The sequence below is a fragment of the Pantoea sp. B623 genome, from assembly GCF_024814475.1.
In the GTDB taxonomy this organism is placed as follows: Bacteria; Pseudomonadota; Gammaproteobacteria; order Enterobacterales; family Enterobacteriaceae; genus Pantoea; species Pantoea ananatis.
Genome location: NZ_JANUXM010000004.1, coordinates 1,830,316 through 1,852,335, shown reverse-complemented (window position 1 = coordinate 1,852,335; position 22,020 = coordinate 1,830,316). Strand labels below are relative to the sequence as shown.

Annotated in this window: 21 protein-coding genes; 13 read left to right on the top strand and 8 right to left on the bottom strand. The window is 49.2% G+C overall.

What is annotated here, in order from left to right:
• Positions 1 to 3: 3 nt before the first annotated feature.
• Positions 4 to 966: a hypothetical protein gene (locus tag NXS97_RS10460; protein ID WP_072404385.1), complete on the bottom strand. Its 963-nt coding sequence runs from the start codon at positions 964 to 966 to the stop codon at positions 4 to 6.
• A 196-nt stretch (positions 967 to 1,162) separates the two neighbouring features.
• Here NXS97_RS10460 and NXS97_RS10455 point away from each other — a divergent pair, with 196 nt between their 5' ends.
• Positions 1,163 to 2,077, top strand: a complete 915-nt coding sequence (locus tag NXS97_RS10455; RefSeq protein WP_227022887.1) for a YafY family protein — start codon at positions 1,163 to 1,165, stop codon at positions 2,075 to 2,077.
• A 123-nt stretch (positions 2,078 to 2,200) separates the two neighbouring features.
• Here NXS97_RS10455 and NXS97_RS10450 read toward each other — a convergent pair whose 3' ends face one another.
• A complete protein-coding gene (locus NXS97_RS10450) occupies positions 2,201 to 2,527 on the bottom strand; it encodes a SymE family type I addiction module toxin (RefSeq protein ID WP_029568410.1) in 327 nt (108 codons plus the stop codon).
• Positions 2,528 to 3,008: 481 nt separating this feature from the next.
• On the opposite strand from NXS97_RS10450, the gene NXS97_RS10445 reads away from it, so the two are divergent.
• From NXS97_RS10445 to NXS97_RS10425, 5 genes are all read left to right on the top strand, one after another.
• Positions 3,009 to 3,368 carry a hypothetical protein gene (locus tag NXS97_RS10445; RefSeq protein WP_146108902.1) on the top strand — a complete coding sequence of 120 codons (360 nt, stop codon included), beginning with the start codon at positions 3,009 to 3,011 and terminating at the stop codon, positions 3,366 to 3,368.
• A 174-nt stretch (positions 3,369 to 3,542) separates the two neighbouring features.
• A complete protein-coding gene (locus NXS97_RS10440) occupies positions 3,543 to 3,995 on the top strand; it encodes a hypothetical protein (protein ID WP_029568412.1) in 453 nt (150 codons plus the stop codon).
• A 264-nt stretch (positions 3,996 to 4,259) separates the two neighbouring features.
• On the top strand, positions 4,260 to 5,645 hold the full coding sequence (locus NXS97_RS10435) for a lysine decarboxylase (protein ID WP_029568413.1): 1,386 nt from the start codon (positions 4,260 to 4,262) through the stop codon (positions 5,643 to 5,645).
• Positions 5,646 to 5,677: 32 nt separating this feature from the next.
• Positions 5,678 to 7,174 (top strand): class I adenylate-forming enzyme family protein, encoded by a 1,497-nt coding sequence (locus tag NXS97_RS10430; RefSeq protein ID WP_029568414.1) that lies wholly within the window; start codon positions 5,678 to 5,680, stop codon positions 7,172 to 7,174.
• A 124-nt stretch (positions 7,175 to 7,298) separates the two neighbouring features.
• Complete coding sequence (locus NXS97_RS10425; protein WP_029568415.1) at positions 7,299 to 8,264, top strand: DMT family transporter; 966 nt, start codon at positions 7,299 to 7,301, stop codon at positions 8,262 to 8,264.
• A 41-nt stretch (positions 8,265 to 8,305) separates the two neighbouring features.
• On the opposite strand, the gene NXS97_RS10420 is transcribed toward NXS97_RS10425, so the two are convergent.
• From NXS97_RS10420 to NXS97_RS10395, 6 genes are all read right to left on the bottom strand, one after another.
• Positions 8,306 to 9,184, bottom strand: a complete 879-nt coding sequence (locus NXS97_RS10420; RefSeq protein WP_014595221.1) for a LysR family transcriptional regulator — start codon at positions 9,182 to 9,184, stop codon at positions 8,306 to 8,308.
• A gap of 582 nt (positions 9,185 to 9,766) precedes the next feature.
• Complete coding sequence (locus NXS97_RS10415) at positions 9,767 to 10,636, bottom strand: phosphorothioated DNA-binding restriction endonuclease (RefSeq protein WP_041931035.1); 870 nt, start codon at positions 10,634 to 10,636, stop codon at positions 9,767 to 9,769.
• 200 nt (positions 10,637 to 10,836) lie between these two features.
• On the bottom strand, positions 10,837 to 11,022 hold the full coding sequence (locus tag NXS97_RS10410) for a hypothetical protein (RefSeq protein WP_227022888.1): 186 nt from the start codon (positions 11,020 to 11,022) through the stop codon (positions 10,837 to 10,839).
• A 125-nt stretch (positions 11,023 to 11,147) separates the two neighbouring features.
• A complete protein-coding gene (locus tag NXS97_RS10405; RefSeq protein ID WP_072404387.1) occupies positions 11,148 to 12,692 on the bottom strand; it encodes a methyl-accepting chemotaxis protein in 1,545 nt (514 codons plus the stop codon).
• A 547-nt stretch (positions 12,693 to 13,239) separates the two neighbouring features.
• Positions 13,240 to 13,866, bottom strand: coding sequence for a LysE family translocator (locus tag NXS97_RS10400; protein ID WP_072404388.1), 627 nt, complete (start codon positions 13,864 to 13,866; stop codon positions 13,240 to 13,242).
• Positions 13,867 to 14,101: 235 nt separating this feature from the next.
• Positions 14,102 to 15,388, bottom strand: coding sequence for an MFS transporter (locus NXS97_RS10395; protein WP_029568417.1), 1,287 nt, complete (start codon positions 15,386 to 15,388; stop codon positions 14,102 to 14,104).
• Positions 15,389 to 16,095: 707 nt separating this feature from the next.
• Here NXS97_RS10395 and NXS97_RS10390 point away from each other — a divergent pair.
• From NXS97_RS10390 to NXS97_RS10360, 7 genes are all read left to right on the top strand, one after another.
• On the top strand, positions 16,096 to 16,629 hold the full coding sequence (locus NXS97_RS10390; RefSeq protein WP_024472337.1) for a DUF2778 domain-containing protein: 534 nt from the start codon (positions 16,096 to 16,098) through the stop codon (positions 16,627 to 16,629).
• Positions 16,626 to 16,841 carry a hypothetical protein gene (locus tag NXS97_RS10385; protein ID WP_014606679.1) on the top strand — a complete coding sequence of 72 codons (216 nt, stop codon included), beginning with the start codon at positions 16,626 to 16,628 and terminating at the stop codon, positions 16,839 to 16,841. Before NXS97_RS10390 ends, NXS97_RS10385 begins: the two co-directional genes overlap by 4 nt.
• 299 nt (positions 16,842 to 17,140) lie before the next feature.
• Entirely contained in the window at positions 17,141 to 18,337 is a 1,197-nt protein-coding gene (gene rbsK / locus NXS97_RS10380; protein WP_028716009.1) for a ribokinase, read from the top strand.
• A gap of 46 nt (positions 18,338 to 18,383) precedes the next feature.
• Positions 18,384 to 19,304 carry a dihydrodipicolinate synthase family protein gene (locus tag NXS97_RS10375; RefSeq protein WP_024472336.1) on the top strand — a complete coding sequence of 307 codons (921 nt, stop codon included), beginning with the start codon at positions 18,384 to 18,386 and terminating at the stop codon, positions 19,302 to 19,304.
• A 52-nt stretch (positions 19,305 to 19,356) separates the two neighbouring features.
• A complete protein-coding gene (locus NXS97_RS10370; RefSeq protein WP_015701037.1) occupies positions 19,357 to 19,848 on the top strand; it encodes a YhcH/YjgK/YiaL family protein in 492 nt (163 codons plus the stop codon).
• Entirely contained in the window at positions 19,845 to 21,134 is a 1,290-nt protein-coding gene (locus tag NXS97_RS10365; RefSeq protein WP_014595230.1) for an MFS transporter, read from the top strand. Before NXS97_RS10370 ends, NXS97_RS10365 begins: the two co-directional genes overlap by 4 nt.
• Before the next feature lie 496 nt (positions 21,135 to 21,630).
• Positions 21,631 to 22,020, top strand: coding sequence for a hypothetical protein (locus NXS97_RS10360; RefSeq protein WP_116220002.1), 390 nt, complete (start codon positions 21,631 to 21,633; stop codon positions 22,018 to 22,020).

Sequence of the window (22,020 nt, the reverse complement as noted above, 5' to 3'; positions counted from 1 at the left end):
GACTTATTCTCTTAAAGAAGTTATAGGTTTTTTCAAAGTAGAAAAAACTTCACTCAGTTTTTTTGTCGGTTCTTTATTCCATGGTAAATAATAAAAATAGGTTAAGTCATCTAATATAAAGTTAATATAGTCGCCAGTGTTGCTTTTTACTGGAGGTAGTTCGCTAAAAATAAAAATGTTAAGTGGTTTTGATTGCGATGCTAGTTTGTCCAGTTTGTTTCGTGATGTTCTGCCATATGCTGATGTGTCAACAAGCCGGGATGGTATGAAAAATGTGGGTTTACATTTTAAGTTACCTGCCCGCATTTCACTATCAAATCTAACCAGATAGTAGTTATCAGTACGATTAACCCATGCTTTTCCATGAAAAATTCTCGGCTCATCAAGATATTCATTGATATCTTGTTTATCACAGACGTTAATAAAGAAATTCTTTACATGTATTTTACCCTCGGTTGTGTTTATAAAAAAAACCTCACCTTCCATAAAGGCATTTACTAAACCAGAAAGGCGCTTTCTCGAATGTCTGTGTTTTTCGGCTTCATCATTATCAATTAGGGACGAGCTTCCTAAGCGTTTAGTATTTGACTCTTCATTTTCATCTGTTAACTCGCGGATATTGCGTTTGTTAGGTTGAGTAAAATCAATATCCACGGCATCATCAATAATGAATGGCAATGCTTCAGGATCTTGTTGAGTTAATTTTATGTAACGAATGTTTTTATCAGATTCTGCTTCAAGCCTACAATCAATACTGTGTTCGGATACAAATTTAAAGTAAGGCTCACGCTTTCGAAGGCCTCTGGGTTTATCTAAATTAGCACAGGTCACCTGCGCATGGCAGTTTGGTTCAGGGCATTTAAAATTGTGTTTGGATGCCAAATCTCCTCGAGCATGAAGTTTATCGGCTTCATCAGCAGTGACATTTCTTTTTAACTCATTACTATATGCTTTTTCCAGTTTCATTATTCCTCCTTTTGGATGATTAATTATTAGGGCTTTTTAAGTTCTGAAAGTTATTTTATAAATTTTTTGTTTAGACTAATTTTGACGTTTTTTGAATTATCCCTTTAAAGTTTTTGTTAATGATATTATTGTATTCAAAAGAACGCTTTATTTCGATACTGTTTAATTAAACATGTAGCATTTTGGAGCAGCAATCGTGGAAAAAAAACTTACCTGGAACCAAATATTACGATTTCGTTTACTTGAGATTGTACTTCAGTGGGAGGGGCGTCTTACTACTAATCATCTATGTAACGCTTTCGATATCGGTCGTCAGCAAGCATCCAGAGATATCAACCGTTATATCAGAGACTATTGCCCTAAAGGAATTGAGTATGATGCAAGGCTAAAAGGCTATAAAACTAAGGAATTCTTCTCCCCTCGCTTTAGCGAAGGAAAAGTAGATGAGTACCTCGCACTTTTGCACCAAGAAAAACAATTCGAGCGTCAATCACATGATCCTTTGATAGTCCTTCCCTTGATGGGACTTGGTTACGGTCACATCGAAATATTGGATGTTCCTTCTCGCCGTATCGATCCTCTGATAGTAAGAAAGCTGGTCCAGGCAGCTCGTGATCGTCTGCGTGTAGATGTTGAGTACGTTTCACTGAGTTCTGGAGAACTTAGTGGTCGAAATATTATACCTCACACATTGATTTATGATGGTATTCGCTGGCATGTTCGGGCATTTTGTGAAAAAAAAGGTGAATATTTAGATTTTGTAATGAGCCGTTTTCGCGGTGTACCCGAATTGCTTGATAGTTCCAGATATGGCAGAGAAGAAGACTTGGAATGGAATAAAAACGTTACTGCTATAGTTGTTCCAAATCCTTCATTAAGCTCTGTACAGAAAGATATCATAGCCAATGATTATGCTATGGATGAAGGTAAGCTTTTAATTTGCCAACGCATCCCCCTGATGCATTATGCATTAGAACGGCTACAGGTCAGTTACGGTGGTGATCATGACGAGAATCCAATGCAGCATCTTCTTGTTTTAAAGAATCGTAAGGAATTAATTAGTCAGGGATGTAGCTTCAAACTTACTAGTGCCGATCTACCGAAAGCGTAGAGTTTGATGAATTGAAGTCGTCCATATTCGAATCGATCATTTAGCTAGAACTTTTCAGGATATAAATAGTTTGAATGAAACCCAGCTTGCTCCCAACTCTGCAGGAGCAAGCCCACTCAGCCCTTACCAGTCAGCCAACCCAATTGCTTTCATTACCCGCTTTCTCTGCTGCACGGACAGCGAGGCTAGATCCTTAATCGATCCCACCCGCGTCCCGTTTATCACGTCCCTGGGTTTAAAGCTGATAATAATCTGGCACCAGGTGACTTTTACATCCAGTTGCACACCAATCGGAAACCCCGCTTCTTTTAGCCAGCAGCCCTTCAGGGTAATCGCTGGAACGCGGCGATAATTTGGAGTGCGGGTCACATAACCCACGGTCGCATAGCGCTGGGTATAGTTTGGTGCTTCAGGTTCAGCGTGGCCTGAAATACAATCGAAGGCAGTCATGATTACTATTCCTTGATAAATAGTGATTGTGATCAGCGATGCGGATGTGGGGCAACACATTCGTATCGCGCTAAATGACCCGAACATTTAATCAGGCAGGCAAAAACGCAGCGCGAATGAAAATCACAAAATGCGAAAACGTACGCAGAAATTCAGTGCAGATTTCATCAAAATTCATCGCTTTTCGTCGCAGGTCGATGTTTTGAATTTGATGAAACCCGCTGAAAACATCGCCCTATTTGACCTATCCTCATCGTCGACCCGCTGTCCTTTCTCTTAACCCAAATTGCCTCCATTTGTTACCCAAATAACGCACCTCAGCACGCTGGCAATTGAACAATTTTTCGGTAAATTAAGAGTGCTGGCGTTACAGAAAGGCCATCCAGGTTAGGCACCGTGCATGGACAGAAAAACTGAAATTCGAAAGAAAATCCTCAGTAATCGTTTCACGCCGCAGGATTACAGCGCCTTTGAAACCAACATGAAGATTGTCAAAAAGCGCTACCATCCAGATTTAACAGCCAATCTCGATCTCGCCGAATCCATTACGCAAATGGCCGAAGACAGCAGCAGTCTTAAAGGACTCGCTTTTATGTTGATGATCATGCAGCTCTTCTTTCTGCATGTACTGTCGCGCGGCGGGGTGATATTCAGTATTGGCGTGATGATTTTTGTTATCGCCTTCTCCATCTGGATGAATGCCAGAAATCGCAACCTGCCGTTTATGACAGAGCTTCGCCTGATGAAGCTGGCATGGCGCTTAAGAGCTATCCTTAAAGCACGTGCCCGCGAACAAAAAGCTACGTTCAAGTCAAAAAAACGGCGCGGGCGCGTGAGATAGCGCTGCCGTCAAGTAAGGGCGTGAACGTGTGAGGTGGTTATACCTTTTTATGGGTTCAGCAAAGGGCAGGTAATTTCCTCGTTTTCCATGTGGTGCAATAATCAGGCTCTAAGCGGCTATAAACCCTAATCATCACCCTAACGTGCAGCATACTGCAAAGACACCGAATACCAGATGCATACTTTTCTATCACTTGTCTTACCGCTGGCGCTTATCATTTTGCTGATAAAGTATTTTTTTCTGCCGATGTTCAAACGAGACGATTTCTTTGCTGCTAAGGGCGAGTTGAAGAAAATTTCTATTGATACACCGCTGCTTAACCGTCTTGGAATGAACACGGAGGATTACTATTACGACGCAGATTTTCTCTACCAAAAGCGTAAGGAAGACATGCTTAATAAAATCGCGCTGGGCCAAATCATTCAGGTCAGATCGACCGGAACGCAGATTAGCAATCGCCGCGTCTGGCAGGTTCGTTATCTCACAGGTGTCTCACGGACAGAAAAAACAGTCAGTATTCTGAATAACTACTCGCTATTTAATCAGGATTTTGCCGGTTTTCTTTCAGCCGTTCGGGCGGCCAATCCCGAGGCTGAAGTAGAAAAAATGACAATCTGGCGCATATAAACCTTTGGCGGCCGGTGCTGAAATGAGTCCTGAACTGAGCCACGATGGGCGCAAATCATGGTTTCCCGAGGTCGGTTAGGAATCGTTCAAACAACTCTATGCTGGCAGAGGAGTAACAGCTGTATTATGAAATGCATTGGGGCCCCGTTCCTTCATAAAGGACTATCACCAATGCTGATAACTGAATCAAAAAATACAAATATTCATTTAAAAAATATGGAGGCATATTTTATGGCGAACATAACATAACGACAGGGAATGAATATGAACGCCAGAGTAATAAATATGACAGGATCTACCCCTGTATTAACCAGGCTTAAATACCTTCGAGAGAGAAAATTCTTTTCTTTTCATGCACTCCCTATATCAAGCTATGGAAACAGTGACATTATAGGCGGGTCGAATAGTGAATTAACTGAGCATATTGAAAGTTCAGTGACGGGAGAACTCTTTGATAGTTTCTTTTTTCCGTCTGGAATTATCTCAGAGTCGCAAAAACTGACTGCAGGGCTATATAATGCTGATCATTCATTTTATATCACGGGTGGAACCAGTACAGCTAATCAAATAGCGATTTCCGCGCTATATGAAAAAGGAGAAAGAATTCTCGTTGACAAAAATTGCCACCAGTCGGTGCATTTCCACACCAGATCAATCGGTGCCGAAATTCATTATATCTGTCCGGACCTGCGTACTGAATATGAAGAAATGAGCGCGTGGTCATACGAACATCTGGAACGGACTATTCTGACCCTTCAGGAGAGTGGTAGAGCCTGTGATATGGTTATCCTCACTGCACAATCGTATGAAGGGGTAATCTACGATATTCCTGGTGTTTTGGCGCGACTTCTGGCGGCAGGCATTACTACGCGTAAATTCTTTATTGATGAAGCCTGGGGAAGTCTGAATTATTTCAGTGAAGATATTCGTCCTTTTACAGCAATGAATATCGACTCATTACGCCAGAAGTATCCAGATCTTGAGGTCATCTGTACCCACTCCGCGCACAAATCTCTATTTTGTCTTCGCCAGGCATCTCTCATCCATTGTCGTGGGGCCGACAATCTCGCGGAAAGAGTTGAAACCGCTAAATACCGCATTCATACCACTTCACCGAGCTACCCGATTATCGCCTCACTTGATAACGCACAGGCTATTATGAGCGAACACGGCAATGCCCTCGCTATGCACTCGCGCAGTCTGGTCGATAGATTTGTTAACGGCATATCCTCCCTAAAAAATCTGGGATCTGAAGCTGTCAGTCGACAAATTTTCAATTCACACTGGCATGTTCATTATGATCCTACAAAAGTAATACTTGATGTGTCATCAATTGGAACCGGCGCAGAGATAAAACAGCGGCTGTGCGAAGAAAACATTTACGTAAAAAGAGTGATTAATAACTTTCTTCTCTTCAATTTCCACATCGGTATCAATGAGCAAGCAGTTTCAGCACTTCTCTCTGCGCTAGATAAGATCTGTCAGGAAAAAATGGTTCAACCTGATTCAGAAAATGAAATTTCAGACAAGTTTATTATCCCTTACCCTCCGGGTGTTCCACTTGTTTTTCCTGGGGAAGTTATCGACGAAGTGATAAAAAGTAAAATAGAAAAATATCGCAAAAATGGATTTATTATCATCGCAGCCTGAATTTTAAACCTTACTTCTACCGGGTGTTTATAATGATTACACTTAGCCGAATGAATGAAATTGCCGCCTTGCGCGGTAACAAGACGTGTATCGCCGACAATAAAAATAATTACACATGGAATGATATTATACAACAGACCGAATCCCGCGTGATTTTTCTTAGGCGCAGTTTTAGTGCAGAACAGCTCCGCTCGGTTTGTTATCTGTCGAAAAATAACGCGGAACTTATTAGCTGGCTGGCCGCTTTCGCCACGTTGGGTATTCCAGCCAACGGACTGGATTATTCGCTTCCGACAGAGACACTCCGCAAACTGATTAAACAAATTAGCCCCGGTTTGTTACTGGTTTCGTTCAGCCTCTACGAACCCGAAGAACTCAGTAACCTAAACATTGCTGGAACCAGCATGCTGGGTGTTAATTCCCCAATTGATCCCGTAATCGAAAGTATCGGCGAATTGCATCATCCTGAACTCAGTAGCCTGCTTTCCGTACCGAATGCGTCATCGTTCCGGGCAGTTGCACTGACTTCCGGGACGAGCGCGCTACCTAAGATAGCTCTACGCTACCGCTCTTTTGACGCCCGCCGCTTCGCGTGGTTTACCGATCGATTTGGCTTCAGTGACTCGGATGGATTCATGCTCATTCTGCCTCTTTATCACGCAGCTGGTAACGGATGGGCACGCATGTTTATGGGGCTTGGTGCTCCTCTGTATTTGGTCGACCAAGACGATGAGAGAGCCCTTATACAAACACTCTCAGGAGAGGACGTCCGGGCAACGGTAATGACACCTAATCTGGTTACCAGGATGATAACTATCTGTAAAGATACCGCTTTGCCACATCATTTGCGCTGGGTGCTTGTTGGAGGCTGCTATTTTCCGGTGAAAACCAAACTTGCCGCACGTGCTGCCTTTGGTGATATTTTTTGTGAGTATTACGGATGTACTGAAACGGGAGTGAATGTGCTGTCAGATCCTGACGACATGCTGGAGTGTCCTGCGAGCGTGGGGCGCCCTTATGACGGTAACCAGGTCAGGATTCTCGATAGAAACAATAAACCACTTAGTGCGGGAGAAACAGGAAGAGTGGCTATCTCAAGCTATATGCTTATGGATGAGTACCACGACGGAAGTAAACCGTTCATCGTGCTTGAGGGGGAACACTACTTTTTGATGGCTGACTACGGCTATCTGGATGATAGCGGCAGGCTATTCCTGATGAATCGAAACGGTGAAACTTATAATAAACATGATGTTTACCGCATTGAGGAAAAAATTCGTGCTCTGCCATGTATTAAAGATGTCGCCTTAATCGCGATCCAACGTGAGGGGGTAAATCACCTCAAATGTATTTTTAGCACTGATCAGAATGGCAAAGAAAAGTTTATTCGCCTGTTTGAAAAAATCAATGAGGAGGCAGGAAAAACAGGGGCCATTAATTTTTCAGCTCACTATGTTGATGAAATTCCTTACAGCCCAAGCGGAAAAGTGCGTTTTAGTGAAATCATACGTATTCTCGATGCGGCATAAATGAGCAGTATCAGAATTTCTGATACCTGAATAAAAACTCGCGAATAGTTAATAACTGGCGAATATGAAAATATAAAAAACAACTCCTGCCAAACTTTTCTTAATACATGATGAAGGTGAATAAATGAATAACTATATCAAAGGGCTGCTCTGCTGCCTTCTGGCCACGGTTTCATGGGGCGCTATGTTTCCTGTAATGACACAAGCTCTAACCAGAATCGATCCGTTTAATTTCACTACGCTCCGTTATGGCATTGCAGGTATTGCTTTCGCGTTACTGCTGCTATTTCGTGAAGGACATTCAGCTTTTACGCTGAAGGACGAAAAATGGGGACTGGCCTGGCTTTTCGGAACACTGGGATTTGCCGGATTCGGTTTTCTGGTGTTCCTGGGCCAGCATCTCGCAGGGCCAACGGGGGCGCTGACTGCATCTATTATGATGGCGACGATGCCAATGCTGGGGCTCCTCACTATCTGGGCACTGAAAAAGGTTCGTCCCCGGGCCAGCACCTTTGGATTTATCCTGCTGTCCTTTAGCGGCGTGTTGCTGGTCATCACTAACGGTAATGTCTCAGCAGTCCTGAACTCGCCGATGAGCCTGACTGCTAATCTGCTGCTGATTGCGGGTGCGCTTTGCTGGGTCTTGTATACCCTCGGCGGGAGCTACTTTCCAGGCTGGAGTCCGCTGCGTTATACCACGATAACGACGCTGCTGGGTATGACCAGCGTCATGGGCACGGATGTGCTGCTAATGGCCACGGGTAAGATTGCTGTACCCGACGCCTCTGCAATCATCTTCGTGATTCCGCACCTGATTTACATGGCACTCGTCGCAGGTCTTATGGCGGTTCTGTGCTGGAATATCGGTAACCGGATTATCACACCTACCAATGGCGTGCTCTTTATGGATGTCGTCCCCGTCACCGCCTTTCTTGTATCAGCACTGAACGGCGTGCTACCGACGCACATGCAGATTATCGGTGCCGCCATCACGGCCACGGCGTTGGTGCTTAACAACCTTAACCAGCGCAAAATGGCACGTCAGGCCGTAAACAACACGATTCTGAAAACGTCTACCGCCCGTCGTTGAGGTTCAGGCTCCCCTCTCTGGAGGAGGGGAGTTTTACTACATCACGATGCCACCTGCCAAATATCTCTTACCGTCTCGATCAGCGCGGCAACGACTGGGGACGTTTCTTTTTCACGGTCCCAGACAAAACACAGTTGGCTCACTGTTTTCTCGCCGGGCCAGATATACAACTCACCACTATCCTGAAGCGCCAGAGCAATATCCTCACGCATAAGCGTGATCCCGACTTCCATGCCGACCAGTTCCGCTAGCGTTTTTTCCTGATCGGCGATAATGGCTGGCCGTACCTCAATGCCATGCTTATGAAGAAAATCCCGAGCTATTGAACTAAAAGAACATTTTTCAGGCGTGGCAATCCAGGGAAACGCCCTAAGCTCATCCCAGCCAGCAGTCTCAAGTTGCGTTTTCCAGGCGCGGGGGCCAACAATACATAGCGTAATAGGAGAAACCACAATCGTGCCTAATCGCTCTTCATGTACTTTGCCGATGATGAAACCCGCGTCCAGTTCACCGGCGAGCAGGCTATCAATGATAAGGCCGGATATATTCTGACGAATTGTCAGACTGACGTTATGATGCCGCTGACGCAACTGGGTCAAAACCTGCGGCAGGTTCAGGATAACGGGAACTGAAATAGTGCCGAGCGCACAAGTACCAATAGCATTCAGCGACCGGGCCTTACTGACAAATTTACTGGCAGCATCAAGCGCGAGGCGGGCTTCATCACGCATGATTAAACCGGGTGCGGTTAGCTCCATACCACGAGGGGTGCGTTTAAACAGTCGAACATTAAATTCCGTTTCAAGTGATTTTATGTGAGCACTCACCGCTGGCTGGCTGAGAAAAAGTAGACTGGCCGCTCTTGTAAGGCTTGCTGTTTCTGCGACGGTCACAAAGGTCCTGAGTTGGTTTAAATCCATTCCGCTTTCCGCCTGTTATGGTTAGATGATTCATCAGTTTGTGCGACTGGGATAATTTACATTAGAAATTGTTACTTTACGTTAAAATACGATCGACTCTTCAGCACGCTCATGATGATGACGTTCGGGTCTGTTACCGCTTTTATTTGGAAATAAAATTAATAAGATACCAGGATTGATCTTGGCGGTGAAAAATACTCTTTTTTTGTATTAATAAGAAAGAGTTGTCTGGTTTGGTGTAGGAAAAGAGATATTAAAAAATAGTGTAAATTTTCTATGGGAAATCTTTGCGTGTAGGCTGGCAGGAAAAATTAGCAGGTTTCTTTTTAACAGGATGCGTTTTGATGAAGTTACTACGTTCTATCGTCTCGGTAGAAACATAATGTCACAGGCAGTCAGTTCGCTTTCTTTGATGTATTAGTCCGGCGAGTCATAAGGTGTTGACAGTGTTGCGGATACCGTAACGCTTCCCTGACCTCAACGGGAGCATAGGTTCACAACTTTTAGCATTTTAACTTTTATAATCAGAGGCTTGCCAAAAAATAATATTTTCAGTTGTTCTTGAGTGATTAATTATAGTGCTTATCCTCGAAAAACCTCTCGTGAATGCCAGCCCACAAAATTGTCTGACGGATAATGCTGACTGACCTGCGGCAATGTAATCTGCTTGCCCGAAAAGTCCCAGAACAGGCGATCAACAATGCCACCGCCGTTTACACCGTTAGAAACAACTACGCGCATATTTTCATCCAGCCCAATCGATCCTTTATCAAAGGCTTTATGATGAATAGCGCACAGTGCCAAACCATTCGTGATGTCACAGGGACCACCGTACTGTTTCCATTTGATGTGCGCGGCTTCCACCGCCACCAAAGCGTTGTCGTGGCGCATATTGAATCCACATATCGCACACTGATAGTGATAAGCACGTAGCACCAACTGTCGAAAATGGGGATCGCGTTGCTTTCGCATCTCGCTGATGCCAAAACCCAGTTCGTCTGCCAGCTCTTCCTGAATGCTTTCGGGAAAATGCGCTTCAAGAATTTGCTGTGCCAGGCTATCAATTAACCTGCTGTCTCTTTTGACGAGTTCGTAATGTGCAACATCGAAGCCGCCTGCGACCTCATACCTTTCGAGTTCACCGGCCGGAGGTTGCCTACTGCCAGTTGATGAGCAATGTTCCGCATTAAGTAATTCCCAAAACCCGTCACCTTTTAAACGCCAGAAGGGCATATCAGGTCGATATTCACGACGTTGTGGACCATAGCGTTCCAGCAGTGCGTGAAGGACAGGCTGAATTTCAGATGCATAGTCAAATAACCGGGCATGTCCATTGCGATACTGCGACAGTGCATAAAGCACAAGCAGTGGTTTATGCGGCGCGCGCTGTTCGCCTTTACGCCAGACAGTGATTTCAGAGAGCAATTTTTGCAGGCTTTTAGCTGATGTCATGACGCAAAGTGATAAGAAAATAATTGCGATAATGCTCGCAAATTCGCGAATGATCAATCGATTAGCTATCAGAAATGCAATTAAGAAAAAAGGCATTCTTAGATAGTGAAAATGAAGCCGCCAGGTAAGATTGCCATTGCCTTAAATTGAATCTGTGGGAACATTCAGTGAAGCAAATACAGCCCTTATCAGGGCTTCACTTAATACAGCGACACCAAAAAACCCACCGCCACCAACGCATAAAACCCCGCACAGATCAGATCGAAACTGCGCCGTGCCCGATTGAGGTCTTTCTCTGCGGTTTGCGAGGCCAAAATCAGCGCATACAGGCTAAATATCATCGCGCCGGTCAGTGCACAGGTTGCACCAAAACATCGTACTGCCACTGCGCCGCGGGTCAGCCCATTCGGGGGAGGGAGCCATTACCGCTGACCATGCCGTCAGCGGGGTGCAGAATAAAAGTGATCACTGCCGAGCGCGAATACGCCTGTCATCGGCAGTGTTTTTACATTCAGACTTTGAATGTCTCTACGGCGAGACGCAACGTCTGAGCCTGTTCAGAAAGCGACTGTGAGGCGGCTGAAGACTCTTCAACCAATGCAGAGTTGTTCTGCGTTACACCATCCATCTGGCTTACCGCCACGCTCACCTGAGAGATCCCCTGCATCTGCTCAGCGGACGACAGGGCGATGGTATCCATTGATGTGGCCAGTTCGTCAACCAGATCGATCACTTTAAGAATATTTTGGCCTGTTTCATTCGCAACCGTGACGCCAGATTCCACCTGACCCACCGCCTGCTCAATAAGTGATTTAATGTCTTTTGCCGCTGTGGCGCTTCGCTGTGCCAACGTCCTGACTTCCGCTGCCACCACGGCAAATCCACGCCCGCTTTCACCCGCGCGTGCCGCTTCTACTGCCGCGTTAAGCGCCAGAATATTCGTCTGAAATGCAATACTTTCGATGACAGAGGTAATGTCTCTGACCTTAGACGCGCTTTGTGAAATTTCGCCCATGGTGCCAGACATACGGCGGACATCGTTTTCACCATTTTTTACGTGTAAAGCCGTATCCCTCGCGGCGTTGGCCGTCTGTCTGGCCATGGCGCTGTTACTCTGCACGGTGGCCGTCAGCTGTTCCATACTTGCCGCTGTCTGCTGGAGTGCTGCTGCCTGCTCTTCAGTGCGGGAAGCCAGTTCGTTGTTACCCTGTGAGATTTCGTTTGCTGAAAGTGCAACTGAAGCGGAGCCAGATTTAATGTCGGATACCACCCCGCGGAGCCGCGCCTGCATACTGGACAAAGAGGCCATCAGGCTCCGGGTGTCATTTTTGCGTAGCTGAACGGCTGAGGTTAAATCTCCCTGAGAAATTGCATAGGCAAGGCGCTGTGCGGTAGCGGGTTCACCACCGAGTTCACTCATCAGCTTACGAATCAGATAGATGCCCGTGGACAGGCCAAAAATGACCGCGACAGCGAGCAGTACCAGTAAAATGACGTAAGCCTGTTCCGTCGTTTTACTGTTTGCACTGACGGCGTCATCAGACCGCTGAGTGAGCACCTGACCCATAGCCGTCAGTCCGTCAATCAGGGGATTTTGGGCGGGCCTGACGGTATCCAAAAGAAACTTCACGGTCGCGGCGTTGTTTTTTCCCAGTGCGAGTGGAACCGTATTACTGAATGATTCCAGTGCTTCTTTTTCACTGTTTTTAATCGCGTCGAACGCTTTTTTTTCCTCATTGCTGCCAGACTGGTCAATCATCTGCCCCAGTTGAGTGCTGCTGTCGACAAAGCGGGTCTTTAATTTTCCAAGCCGCGCGGATTGCTCCTCAATGCCTTTTTCATCGGTAAATAACGACAGATTCCTGACTGTAATGGCCATGTCGCGCTGGATTAGCGTCAGGTCTGTTATCAGTTTCGTTTTTTTCATATCTCCCTGAACGATGGATTCAAGGGCGTTTTTGGACTGATACAAAGAATGAATGGCAACCACTATGCACAGGGAAAAGAAGACGATTAACGTACCAAAACCCGAGCCGAGCCGTGTTGAGATTTTCATAAATCTTTCCTGAAGAAGGGAGGGGAGACGACGATCTTTCGGCGCAGACCCGGCAATCTTTATCCCGGCCGTGATAATTAAAATGTAAGCAATCACGACATAAACTTTTACAGGAAAAACCCCTCTCGCGGGTCTGTTAATATTTCTTATCTATAGGTTTTTTTATGGCCCGGCCCGCAGTAGAAATGGCAGATTGCGAGTGGAAACCGCGTCGCGCTGGCATCTTGCTGAGCGTTCTTTGGGAACGGGCTCAGTGCCGGTCATGAGGTGAGCCAGTCGCAATAAGGGCTGTCAGGACATAAGACATGGGTAGCAATGAAACTATGCGGTTAGCGGGCATCGCGTTAATGGTTGCGATAACCTGCTGGCAGAACGCGTTTTCCAACGGCTGAACCGCGAGCGGTGCTAAATCAGAGATCGTCATCTTTTCTGAAGTTCAGGATGAGTGCAGCCAGCGTCATGCCATTTTCAAGTCGTATCCTCAGGTTGTTATCTGCGAAGCTGACGCGCCAGGCAGATCGAATAACCGCCTGTGAAAGGGGCTTTTTTAACCCAGCGACACCAAAAAACCCACCGCCACCAACGCATAAAACCCCGCACAGATCAGATCGAAACTGCGCCGTGCCCGATTGAGATACGTCTCCGCCATTTGCGAAGCAAAAATCAGCGCATACAGGCTAAATATCATCACCCCGGTCAGTGCGCAGGTAGCAACCAGAACATAGCTCTGCCACTGTGGCGCGTTGCGCGTCAGCCCTACACTGGTCACGGTGAACCAGGTTAACGCGGCTTTGGGATTGGTCAGGTGCAATCCCAAACCCTGCAAATAATAGCCGCGTAAACGCGCGTGCGCCTGGGCTGGTCGTGCCGAAAGTTCTCCAGGGCGAAAGGCACTGCGCAGCGCTTTCGAGGCCAGCCAGAGCAGATAAGCCGCGCCGAGCAGTTTTAACCAGACGATAAAACCGTGGGAAGAAACCAAAATCGCGGACACGCCAAAGGCGGTTAACAGGCCCCAACAAATCGAACCTGAAATCACACCGGTGGCCAGCACCAGACCAGCTTTCCGACCATAGTTCATCGCCGCATTGGCAATGGAAAGATTGCCCGGGCCAGGCGATGCCGTCCCTATGCTGTAAACCAGTAATGCTGCAAAGAATGAAGACATATCCCACATCTATCCAACCCCAACAGAAAGCATAAGCATGTATTAACATAATTTTAAAAAACATACATAACGGCTTGTATTGGATGGACGTGCACAGCAATGCTCGACCCCACGTGATTAACGCTGTTCAGCACTGAATCCCGCACTTTCGACGATGAGAATGTTCCCGCGTCGTACTGGTCGCCTGAAGCTGAAAAAGGAGGCACGTCACTTCACGTGCCCCGGGACACATTCCGCGACAACACTACTGCGATACCGCTAACCCGGCATCCGGTTCTCCAGGTTCCTTTGGTTCTTTGATCAGAATCCACAGAGCCGCCGCACCGATAAGGTCAAACACCGCCAGCGCAACAAAGAACGGACCAAAGCCGATGATGCTGACAAACGCGCCAATAAACAGGTTAAAGATCAACTGACCGGACCAGGCACAGGCGCCAGCCATGCCGACGGCAGTCGCGACCTCATCCTTCCTGAACAGGTCTGCGCCCAGCGTGGCGGCCACGGTAGAAAGCAACTGGTGCGAGAAGCCACCAATGCTGATCAGCAACACGGCGACATAGGGGTTTTGAACAATGCTGACCAGGCCGATGGTGGTCATCAGCACCGCCCCGAGCGTAAAGGTAATACGGCGCGAATTGATCAGGCCGATGCCGCGATCGTTCAGGAACTTCGCCACAAAGCCGCTGGCCAGGCAGCCCAGATCGGCCATCAGGAACGGCAGCCAGACAAACATCGCAATCTCTTTCAGGCTGAAGTGCAGGGTTTCCACAAAGAAGATCGGCACCCAGAAATTGATGGTGCCCCAGGCCGGATCGGCCAGAAAACGTGAGAGGCCAATGCCCCAGAAATTACGCTGTTTGAGGATGGCTAATTTAGAGGTCTTCTCTTTCTGCTCGGTATGAAGGTGTTTTTCCTGACCGCCCTCAATATAGGCGCGCTCTTCCGCCGACAGCCGTTTGGCCTCTTTGGGATCTTTATAAAAGATGAGCCAGATAAAGGCCGCCACAATAGCCAGGCCACCGGCCACCAGAAACGCAAACTGCCAGCTGTGAAACAGTATGCACCAGGCGATCAGCGGCGGTGCCAGCATGGCACCAAAAGAGGTGCCCATATTAAAGACGCCAGTGGCAATGCCGCGCTCCTTCGCCGGAAACCAGGTGGCAGCGGTTTTCACCCCGGCCGGAATCGCCGAGGCTTCACTAAAGCCCATGATGGCGCGCATAAACGCCAGGCCCTGCCAGGAACCGGTCAGTGAGTGCGCTAAGGTGGCCAGTCCCCAGACGATGGCGCAGATAAAAAAGCCCAGCTTCAGGCCAATGGTATCAATGAAATAACCCATCACGGGCTGGCCGATGGTATAAGCCAGCTGAAAGGCGCTGACGACCCAGGAATATTGCTCCTTGGTAATATCCAGCTCCTTCATAATTGTCGGGGCGGCAACGCCCAACGCAGTGCGATCGAGGTAATTAATAATCGTAATAAAGCACACCAGTAATATCATGTGCCATCGGTAATGTTTGATTGTTTTCATGATTGCTCCCTCATTGTTACCTTTTCCTTATGACTTTGCTAAACAGGTGACATGATTTTTAAATTTGAGACAGGTTAATTAATTGAGTGTTAGTAAATCTCGTGATTGCACCTTGTTATTATTAGGTAAGCGATTTTGCAATAAACACGGAATCGCGTGGTGTGATGAGGCGCATTGTTTAATGCCGTGAAAATCACTTTTGGTAAATAATGTGATCAACGTAACCCACACAGGTAAAAAGATTAAATAGCGGCAAGATGGCCTGGAATCAGGTTAACACTAAGACGTTGCAACCAAATCTTTATGCCTGAAGCCACTTGCTGGCGTGCATAAGGGCATGTCCCTTGCAGGTTGAGAGGCGAGGTGCGTTTTTATTTCGACTGATTCAGACGTGATGTTAATCACCACAGCGGGTTGGATGCCTGATGGTCAATAAGGCAGCCTGTCGTTTTTAACGTAAATAAGATCGCGCTTTTATAAATATTTTTTACTCAGACGCTTTTCTCTTTTGTTCGTTTACGCTGCCGGTGCGGAGCGTTTATTCCTGCTAAAAAAAAAGAAATGATGGCGATGTTAATCGTTCATGGAAATACGAGCGTGAAGGAATAGGTTGCAACTTTATAAGAGGAATCTTAAAAGGTCGTCGTTTGATGTTGAACAGGGATTCAGTATTATTTTCACCCTGTGCCACCCGCAAAGGATGTGAGATGCAAATCTGTACGATGGACTATGCTCGTCTCTCGCCAGACGGAAAAAGGGTCAAGCTTGACTGTTACGGCATCGGCTCATTTGATGTTTTGTCAGGAATTGACCGTTATCTCAATAACCCAGACTGTTCAGATAGAGAAAAGGCCGCGATCCCGCCGGGCACATACTGGATAGTCGACCGCCCGAAAGGAAGCGTGCTAAATCAACTGCGTGCAGAAGTGATTGATGCGTATCATTTGTACAGAAATCATCATTCCGAATGGTTTGGTTTATATAACGCAGAAACCATGAGTGATCATGCTTACGTCAATGGCACACGTCGGGGCAGCTTTCGGCTTCACCCATTGAACAGCGACGGCACCGGGGTTTCGTGGGGCTGCGTAACGCTGTACAGTTCATCGGATTTTGAAACCCTCAGAAATGCTTTGCTGCGGATACCTAAGATAAAAGTGCCCGGCGGGAAAGACCTGATGGCTTATGGCCGCCTTGATGTGCGCGGCATTCCAGATTTTAGTCGGTGTGGTGTGAGATGAAAATTGCGATATTTATTATTGTGTTGCTGGCGGCTTTTGTGCTGATCCCGGATAGCTGGATCAACACGTTATTCATGAGCCATATCACTATCGAAGGCGATGGCGAAGAGGCGATGAACAGCTATTCGTTTACGTTCATCGTGGTGAAGTTCGTACTGTCTCTCGTGCTGGCTGTCCTGGCCTCGTGGGGATATAGAAAGCGAAAACGTTAGCCCGCGCTCAGGTGCCTGGCGGGAACGCACGACAGATGCTCAGCGGGATAAGCCACGCCTTTCCTGAAGGTGATCATCCGCATTCAACGCGCCTTTACCGTCCACAGACCATTTGTTTCGCGCCCTTCACGACTCACATTTTCTGCTTTTCAGCCATCACAATGCCCGCTTTGATAACGCTTTAGCGACACAACCCTTCACTTCCGTTTACTTCCGTTTTTCCCCAGGTGCTGAGATCTGCATCACTTTCACGCTGCGTGCGCTCCCTTACGCTTAACGGCCAGGCAGGAGGGGGGATGATGTTTCTGGAAGAACGACGCAATCAAATTTTGCAATGGCTGGACGAACATGAACGCGTCACCGTTAACGGGCTGGCGAGCCAGTTGCGTGTTACTCGGGAGACGATTCGCACCGATCTGCGTGCGCTGGCAGAGCAGGGGCTGGTTCAGCGCTGCTACGGCGGTGCCATAGTGCAACGCCGTAATCTGCAGGAAAAGCTCATCAGCGAAAGTGGCCATTTTGATGTTTTACTCAAGCGGTTGCAGGCGCGTAAAACCACCGTAAAGACCACCAGCAGGCAGGGAAAAGTCTGCATCTTTGGCGCATTCAATGTTGATATCGTCGCCAGGGTGGCGCGTTTTCCGCAAAGTGGTGAATCGCTGATGGCGCAAGGCTGCACACTCGGGCCCGGCGGCAAGGGGGCCAATCAGGCCATGGCCGCCAGCCGGGCCGGAGCGCGCGTCCATTTTGTTGCCAAGGTCGGAACCGATCGGTTCAGCCAGTTTGCGTTTGATCACCTTTCGTCATCGGACATTCACTCTTTCCGTTTATACCAGACGGATACCGAACCCACAGGCAGCGCCATCATTTATGTCTCGCAGGAAAACGGCGAGAACATGATTGCCATCTACCCCGGTGCCAATAAAACCCTGACGGATGCCGAAATTGCCGAGCTGACCCATGAACTCACCGATGCGGATGTGTTGTTACTGCAGCTGGAAAACAACGTCGAGGCCACGCGCAGCGCTATCCGGCTGGCACACGCACTGGGCGTCCGCATCATCATGAACCCGGCGCCGTTCTCGTCTGAGGTCGTGAACGTTCTGCCGATGATCGATGTGCTGACGCCCAACGAAACCGAGGCCTCGCGGCTCTCGGGCATTGAAATCTGTGACATGGCGAGTGCGCGTAAGGCGGCGCAGGCGATTGTGGCGCAGGGGGCGCAGCGAGTGATCATCACCATGGGCGCGCGCGGCGCGCTGCTGTTCGACGCGCCGCATTGTCACGTCATTCCCGCCTTTCCTGCGCTCAGCGTGGACACCACCGGCGCGGGCGATGCCTTTAACGGCGCGCTGGCCGCCGCGCTAGCGCAGGGGCAGCCGTTACTGCAGGCCGCCACATGGGCATCGGCCTTTGCGTCCCTGGCCGTAGAGCGGGAAGGCGCAAGCAATATGCCCAAGCGGCATCAGGTCATCACCCGACTTAACCAACGATAATCCGACGTAACGCAACAGCCGCGCGCTGGCGCTGGCAGGAGAAACCATGAAAAAGATTGAAGGTATTGTCCCGGTCATGCTGACCCCATTCACCGCAGAGAATCAGATCGATTACCCCGGCCTGTCACGCCTGATCGACTGGTATCTGGCGCAGGGCGTGGATGCGCTGTTCGCCGTGTGCCAGTCCAGCGAAATGCAGTCTCTAAGCCTAGACGAGCGCGTTGCGCTGGCGCGTTTTGTGGTGGAGAAGGTGCAGGGCCGGGTGCCGGTGATTGCCTCCGGCCACATCAGCGATGAGTTAAGCGAGCAGACTCAGGAATTGCAGGCGATGGCCGGAACGGGCATCGATGCGCTGGTGCTGGTGACCAATCACCTCGATCCACACAATCAGGGAAGCGAGACCTTTTATGCCCACCTGAATCACATTCTGGACGCGCTACCTGCCGGGCTGCCGCTAGGACTCTACGAGTGCCCGGCGCCGTATCGTCGTCTGCTGAGCGACGACGAGTTCAGCTTCTGTGCCAACAGCGGCCGCTTTGTGGTGCTGAAAGACGTGAGCTGCGATCTGCCCACGGTGCAACGCCGCGTCAGGCTGGCGAAAGGCACGCCGCTGGCGGTGATTAACGCCAATGCGGCCATTGCGTGGCCGGCCATCCAGGCGGGCGCGCGCGGCTTCAGCGGCGTGTTCACGAACTTTCATCCGAACCTCTACGTCTGGCTTTATCACCAGGGCGCCCAGCAGCCTGAGAAAGCCCATGAGCTGTCGCTGTTCCTGTCGCTGAGCGCCGTTACCGAAACCCTTGGCTATCCCAAAAACGCCAAAATTTATCACCAGCGCCTCGGCACCTTCGCCAGCGAGCACTGCCGCGTTAACCGGGACAACGTGCTGGAGAAGTTCTGGGGGCTTGGCGTGTTGCTTGACCAGATTCGTGATGGCAGTGCGCTGTGGCAACACCGTCTTTCATAAAAAAATCGGACACCGTCTGTTCCTGCACCGTTTTACCACAAGGGAAAACACCATGATTGTATGCGATCAACTTGACTGGGCGCGTGAGCGTCACGCGTTTCATCCCATCGTTGACCAGGCGATTCGCTGGATAGCGGCCAGCGATTTCAGCCAGATGGAAACGGGGAAATACGATTTACTGCCCGACAACCAGATGTTCTGCCTGCTTCAGGAAATGACGACCGAGCCCGCCAGCGCCCGCCGGGCCGAATCCCATTTTCGCTATGTCGATATTCAGTACCTGCTGGCCGGACGCGAAACCATCGGCGTGACGCGTGCCCATCCGCAGCATGTGATAGCGGAAGACCGGCGGGAGGAAAATGACGTGGTGTTTTATCAGGACATCACGGATGAGTACAGCATCGCGCTGACGCCGGGGCAGTTTGCGCTGTTTTTCCCTCACGATATTCATCGCCCTGGCTGTGCGTCGCCGGTGGCGCAGACTATCCGTAAAGCAGTGATTAAAATCCATCTCGATCTGTTTGCCGGGCGGGAGGCATCATGAAACCCTCTGCGGCGATGTCAGAAACAACGGTGAGCGGGCAGGGCACGCTGAAAGGGAAGCTGCGCTGGGGCATTGTCACGCTGCTGTTGCTGGCGGCGATAGTGAATTACCTGGACCGCGCCAACCTGAGTATTGCCAACACCACCATTGCGGCGGAATTTGGCTTTTCGCAAACCGAAATGGGGTTGCTGTTGTCGGCGTTTCTCTGGCCCTATGCGCTGGCTAACCTGCCCGCAGGCTGGCTGGTGGACAAGTTAGGCCCCAAAAAGATGTTCTCCTGGGCGCTGGGGCTGTGGTCGGGCTTTACCGTGCTGACGGCGTTTGCCAACAGCTACAGCTATTTCTACGGTCTGCGTATGCTGCTGGGCGTGTCCGAATCCCCGTTCTTTACCTCGGGAATTAAAATCACCCATCGCTGGTTTGGCGACAGTGAACGCGGTTTACCCACTGCGATTATTAATACCGGTTCGCAAATTGCCAACGCCATTGCGCCGCCCATTCTGACCGTGCTGTTGTTGACCTTAGGCTGGCGCGGCATGTTTGTGGCGATCGGCGTAATGGGGCTTCCCCTGCTGCTGGCGTGGTGGAAGTTTTATCGCGATCCCAATGCCCGGGAAGATGCGCTGCTGCATGCCGGACAACCCAGCGTCGCAGTGCCGCAAGAGAAGGGCGAGGTGCGCTGGCGTGCGCTGTTCCGACACAGCACCACCTGGTTTATGGTGATCGGCAACTTCTCCATTATGTTCACGATCTGGGTCTATCTGACCTGGCTGCCGGGCTATCTGGAAAAATCGCTGGGCTTTAGCCTCAAAGCCACCGGCTGGATTGCCTCCATTCCGTTTCTGGCCGGTATTCTGGGCGTGCTGGTGGGTGGGATGCTTTCAGACAACCTGGTGCGCCGGGGCGTCAGAGCCATCACCGCGCGTAAGGTGCCAATCGTATCGGGGGCGGCCCTGGCAGCCTGCTTCGTGGCGCCGATTCCGTTTGTAAACAGCACCCCGCTGGCCATTGGCCTGCTGGCGCTGGGTTATTTCTTCTCGCAGATGCCGCAGGGGGCGCTCTGGACGCTGGCCAGTGACATCGCGCCGAAGTCGCAGGTGGCCTCGCTGGGCGCCATTCAGAACTTTGGCGGTTTCCTGGGGGCGGCAATGGCACCGATCGTTACCGGCATTATTCTGGATACCACCGGTAAATTCACCAATGTGTTTTTGCTTGGTGCAGCGCTCCTGATGCTGGGCGCGCTGAGCTACGGCCTGTTTGTGCGCAAGCCGCTACAGGCAAGCTAACAAGCCCAACCCTGGCGGCCAGCCGGGGTTGTACCAGATGGCAGCCCACGCTGACGGTTATCGCAGACAGGGTTTACCTTCTGTTAAAGAGGGCTGTCGTGAGATATACCAGTACGAAAGGGTTTAACGCGGTAATCGGCAGAGCAGGGTGGGGATAACGCCGGTTCAGGATTATCGGCGCATCGATTGCCCTTAAAGAAAATGATTCATCCAGACGGGGGCGTTTTCTCCGTCTGTCATCGTTCTTTCTATTCGGGTTAACCTCTTTGCCCGGCGCGTAATTATCGTTTTTCCTCTTCCCGCCAATAAATCGTTTTAATTAAATTCTGTTGAACTGAAAGAGAAAATATAACAACATTGCGGCCGTTTATCATGGCATCACAGACGAGGCACCGCGTTTAAATTAACGCAAATAAGCCCTGCATGATGATCTCAATAATCATTTTCACGCTAATTATTGTTGTCCTTATTTACTTCACACAGACAGGTATGTTGAATGAAAAAGTTTATGAAATGGTTTGCCGCCCTCGCGGTCGTTGGGGCGTTGGCAGGCTGTGCGCGTACCGCCCCGGTTGAGAAAATTCATACTATCGTCGCGGCGGGTTATACCCAGGATCAGGTTAAAAATGCCATTTTAAGAGCCGGTGTTCAGCGTCAGTGGATGATGACGCAGGTGGCTCCGGGCGAGATTAAAGCGCGTCAGCAGGTTCGTGATCACATGGCTGAAGTGCGAATCAACTACTCGTCGACAGGCTACGATATCGTCTACGACCACAGCACCAATCTGCTGGCATCGGGCGGGCAGATTCATAAAACCTACAACCGCTGGGTGGAAAACCTGGATAAAGATATTCAGGCCAATCTCTCGGCAGGCACAAAATTGTAA

What these genes read in the sequence shown, in the direction of transcription:
- NXS97_RS10370 (WP_015701037.1), top strand. Translation starts at nt 19,357, where the DNA reads ATGATTGTATGCGATCAACTTGACTGGGCGCGTGAGCGTCACGCGTTT.
- NXS97_RS10425 (WP_029568415.1), top strand. Translation starts at nt 7,299, where the DNA reads ATGAATAACTATATCAAAGGGCTGCTCTGCTGCCTTCTGGCCACGGTT.
- NXS97_RS10460 (WP_072404385.1), bottom strand. Translation starts at nt 966, where the DNA reads ATGAAACTGGAAAAAGCATATAGTAATGAGTTAAAAAGAAATGTCACT.
- rbsK (WP_028716009.1), top strand. Translation starts at nt 17,141, where the DNA reads ATGTTTCTGGAAGAACGACGCAATCAAATTTTGCAATGGCTGGACGAA.
- NXS97_RS10395 (WP_029568417.1), bottom strand. Translation starts at nt 15,388, where the DNA reads ATGAAAACAATCAAACATTACCGATGGCACATGATATTACTGGTGTGC.
- NXS97_RS10390 (WP_024472337.1), top strand. Translation starts at nt 16,096, where the DNA reads ATGCAAATCTGTACGATGGACTATGCTCGTCTCTCGCCAGACGGAAAA.
- NXS97_RS10435 (WP_029568413.1), top strand. Translation starts at nt 4,260, where the DNA reads ATGAACGCCAGAGTAATAAATATGACAGGATCTACCCCTGTATTAACC.
- NXS97_RS10430 (WP_029568414.1), top strand. Translation starts at nt 5,678, where the DNA reads ATGATTACACTTAGCCGAATGAATGAAATTGCCGCCTTGCGCGGTAAC.
- NXS97_RS10405 (WP_072404387.1), bottom strand. Translation starts at nt 12,692, where the DNA reads ATGAAAATCTCAACACGGCTCGGCTCGGGTTTTGGTACGTTAATCGTC.
- NXS97_RS10375 (WP_024472336.1), top strand. Translation starts at nt 18,384, where the DNA reads ATGAAAAAGATTGAAGGTATTGTCCCGGTCATGCTGACCCCATTCACC.
- NXS97_RS10440 (WP_029568412.1), top strand. Translation starts at nt 3,543, where the DNA reads ATGCATACTTTTCTATCACTTGTCTTACCGCTGGCGCTTATCATTTTG.
- NXS97_RS10360 (WP_116220002.1), top strand. Translation starts at nt 21,631, where the DNA reads ATGAAAAAGTTTATGAAATGGTTTGCCGCCCTCGCGGTCGTTGGGGCG.
- NXS97_RS10400 (WP_072404388.1), bottom strand. Translation starts at nt 13,866, where the DNA reads ATGTGGGATATGTCTTCATTCTTTGCAGCATTACTGGTTTACAGCATA.
- NXS97_RS10450 (WP_029568410.1), bottom strand. Translation starts at nt 2,527, where the DNA reads ATGACTGCCTTCGATTGTATTTCAGGCCACGCTGAACCTGAAGCACCA.
- NXS97_RS10365 (WP_014595230.1), top strand. Translation starts at nt 19,845, where the DNA reads ATGAAACCCTCTGCGGCGATGTCAGAAACAACGGTGAGCGGGCAGGGC.
- NXS97_RS10420 (WP_014595221.1), bottom strand. Translation starts at nt 9,184, where the DNA reads ATGGATTTAAACCAACTCAGGACCTTTGTGACCGTCGCAGAAACAGCA.
- NXS97_RS10415 (WP_041931035.1), bottom strand. Translation starts at nt 10,636, where the DNA reads ATGACATCAGCTAAAAGCCTGCAAAAATTGCTCTCTGAAATCACTGTC.
- NXS97_RS10385 (WP_014606679.1), top strand. Translation starts at nt 16,626, where the DNA reads ATGAAAATTGCGATATTTATTATTGTGTTGCTGGCGGCTTTTGTGCTG.
- NXS97_RS10445 (WP_146108902.1), top strand. Translation starts at nt 3,009, where the DNA reads ATGAAGATTGTCAAAAAGCGCTACCATCCAGATTTAACAGCCAATCTC.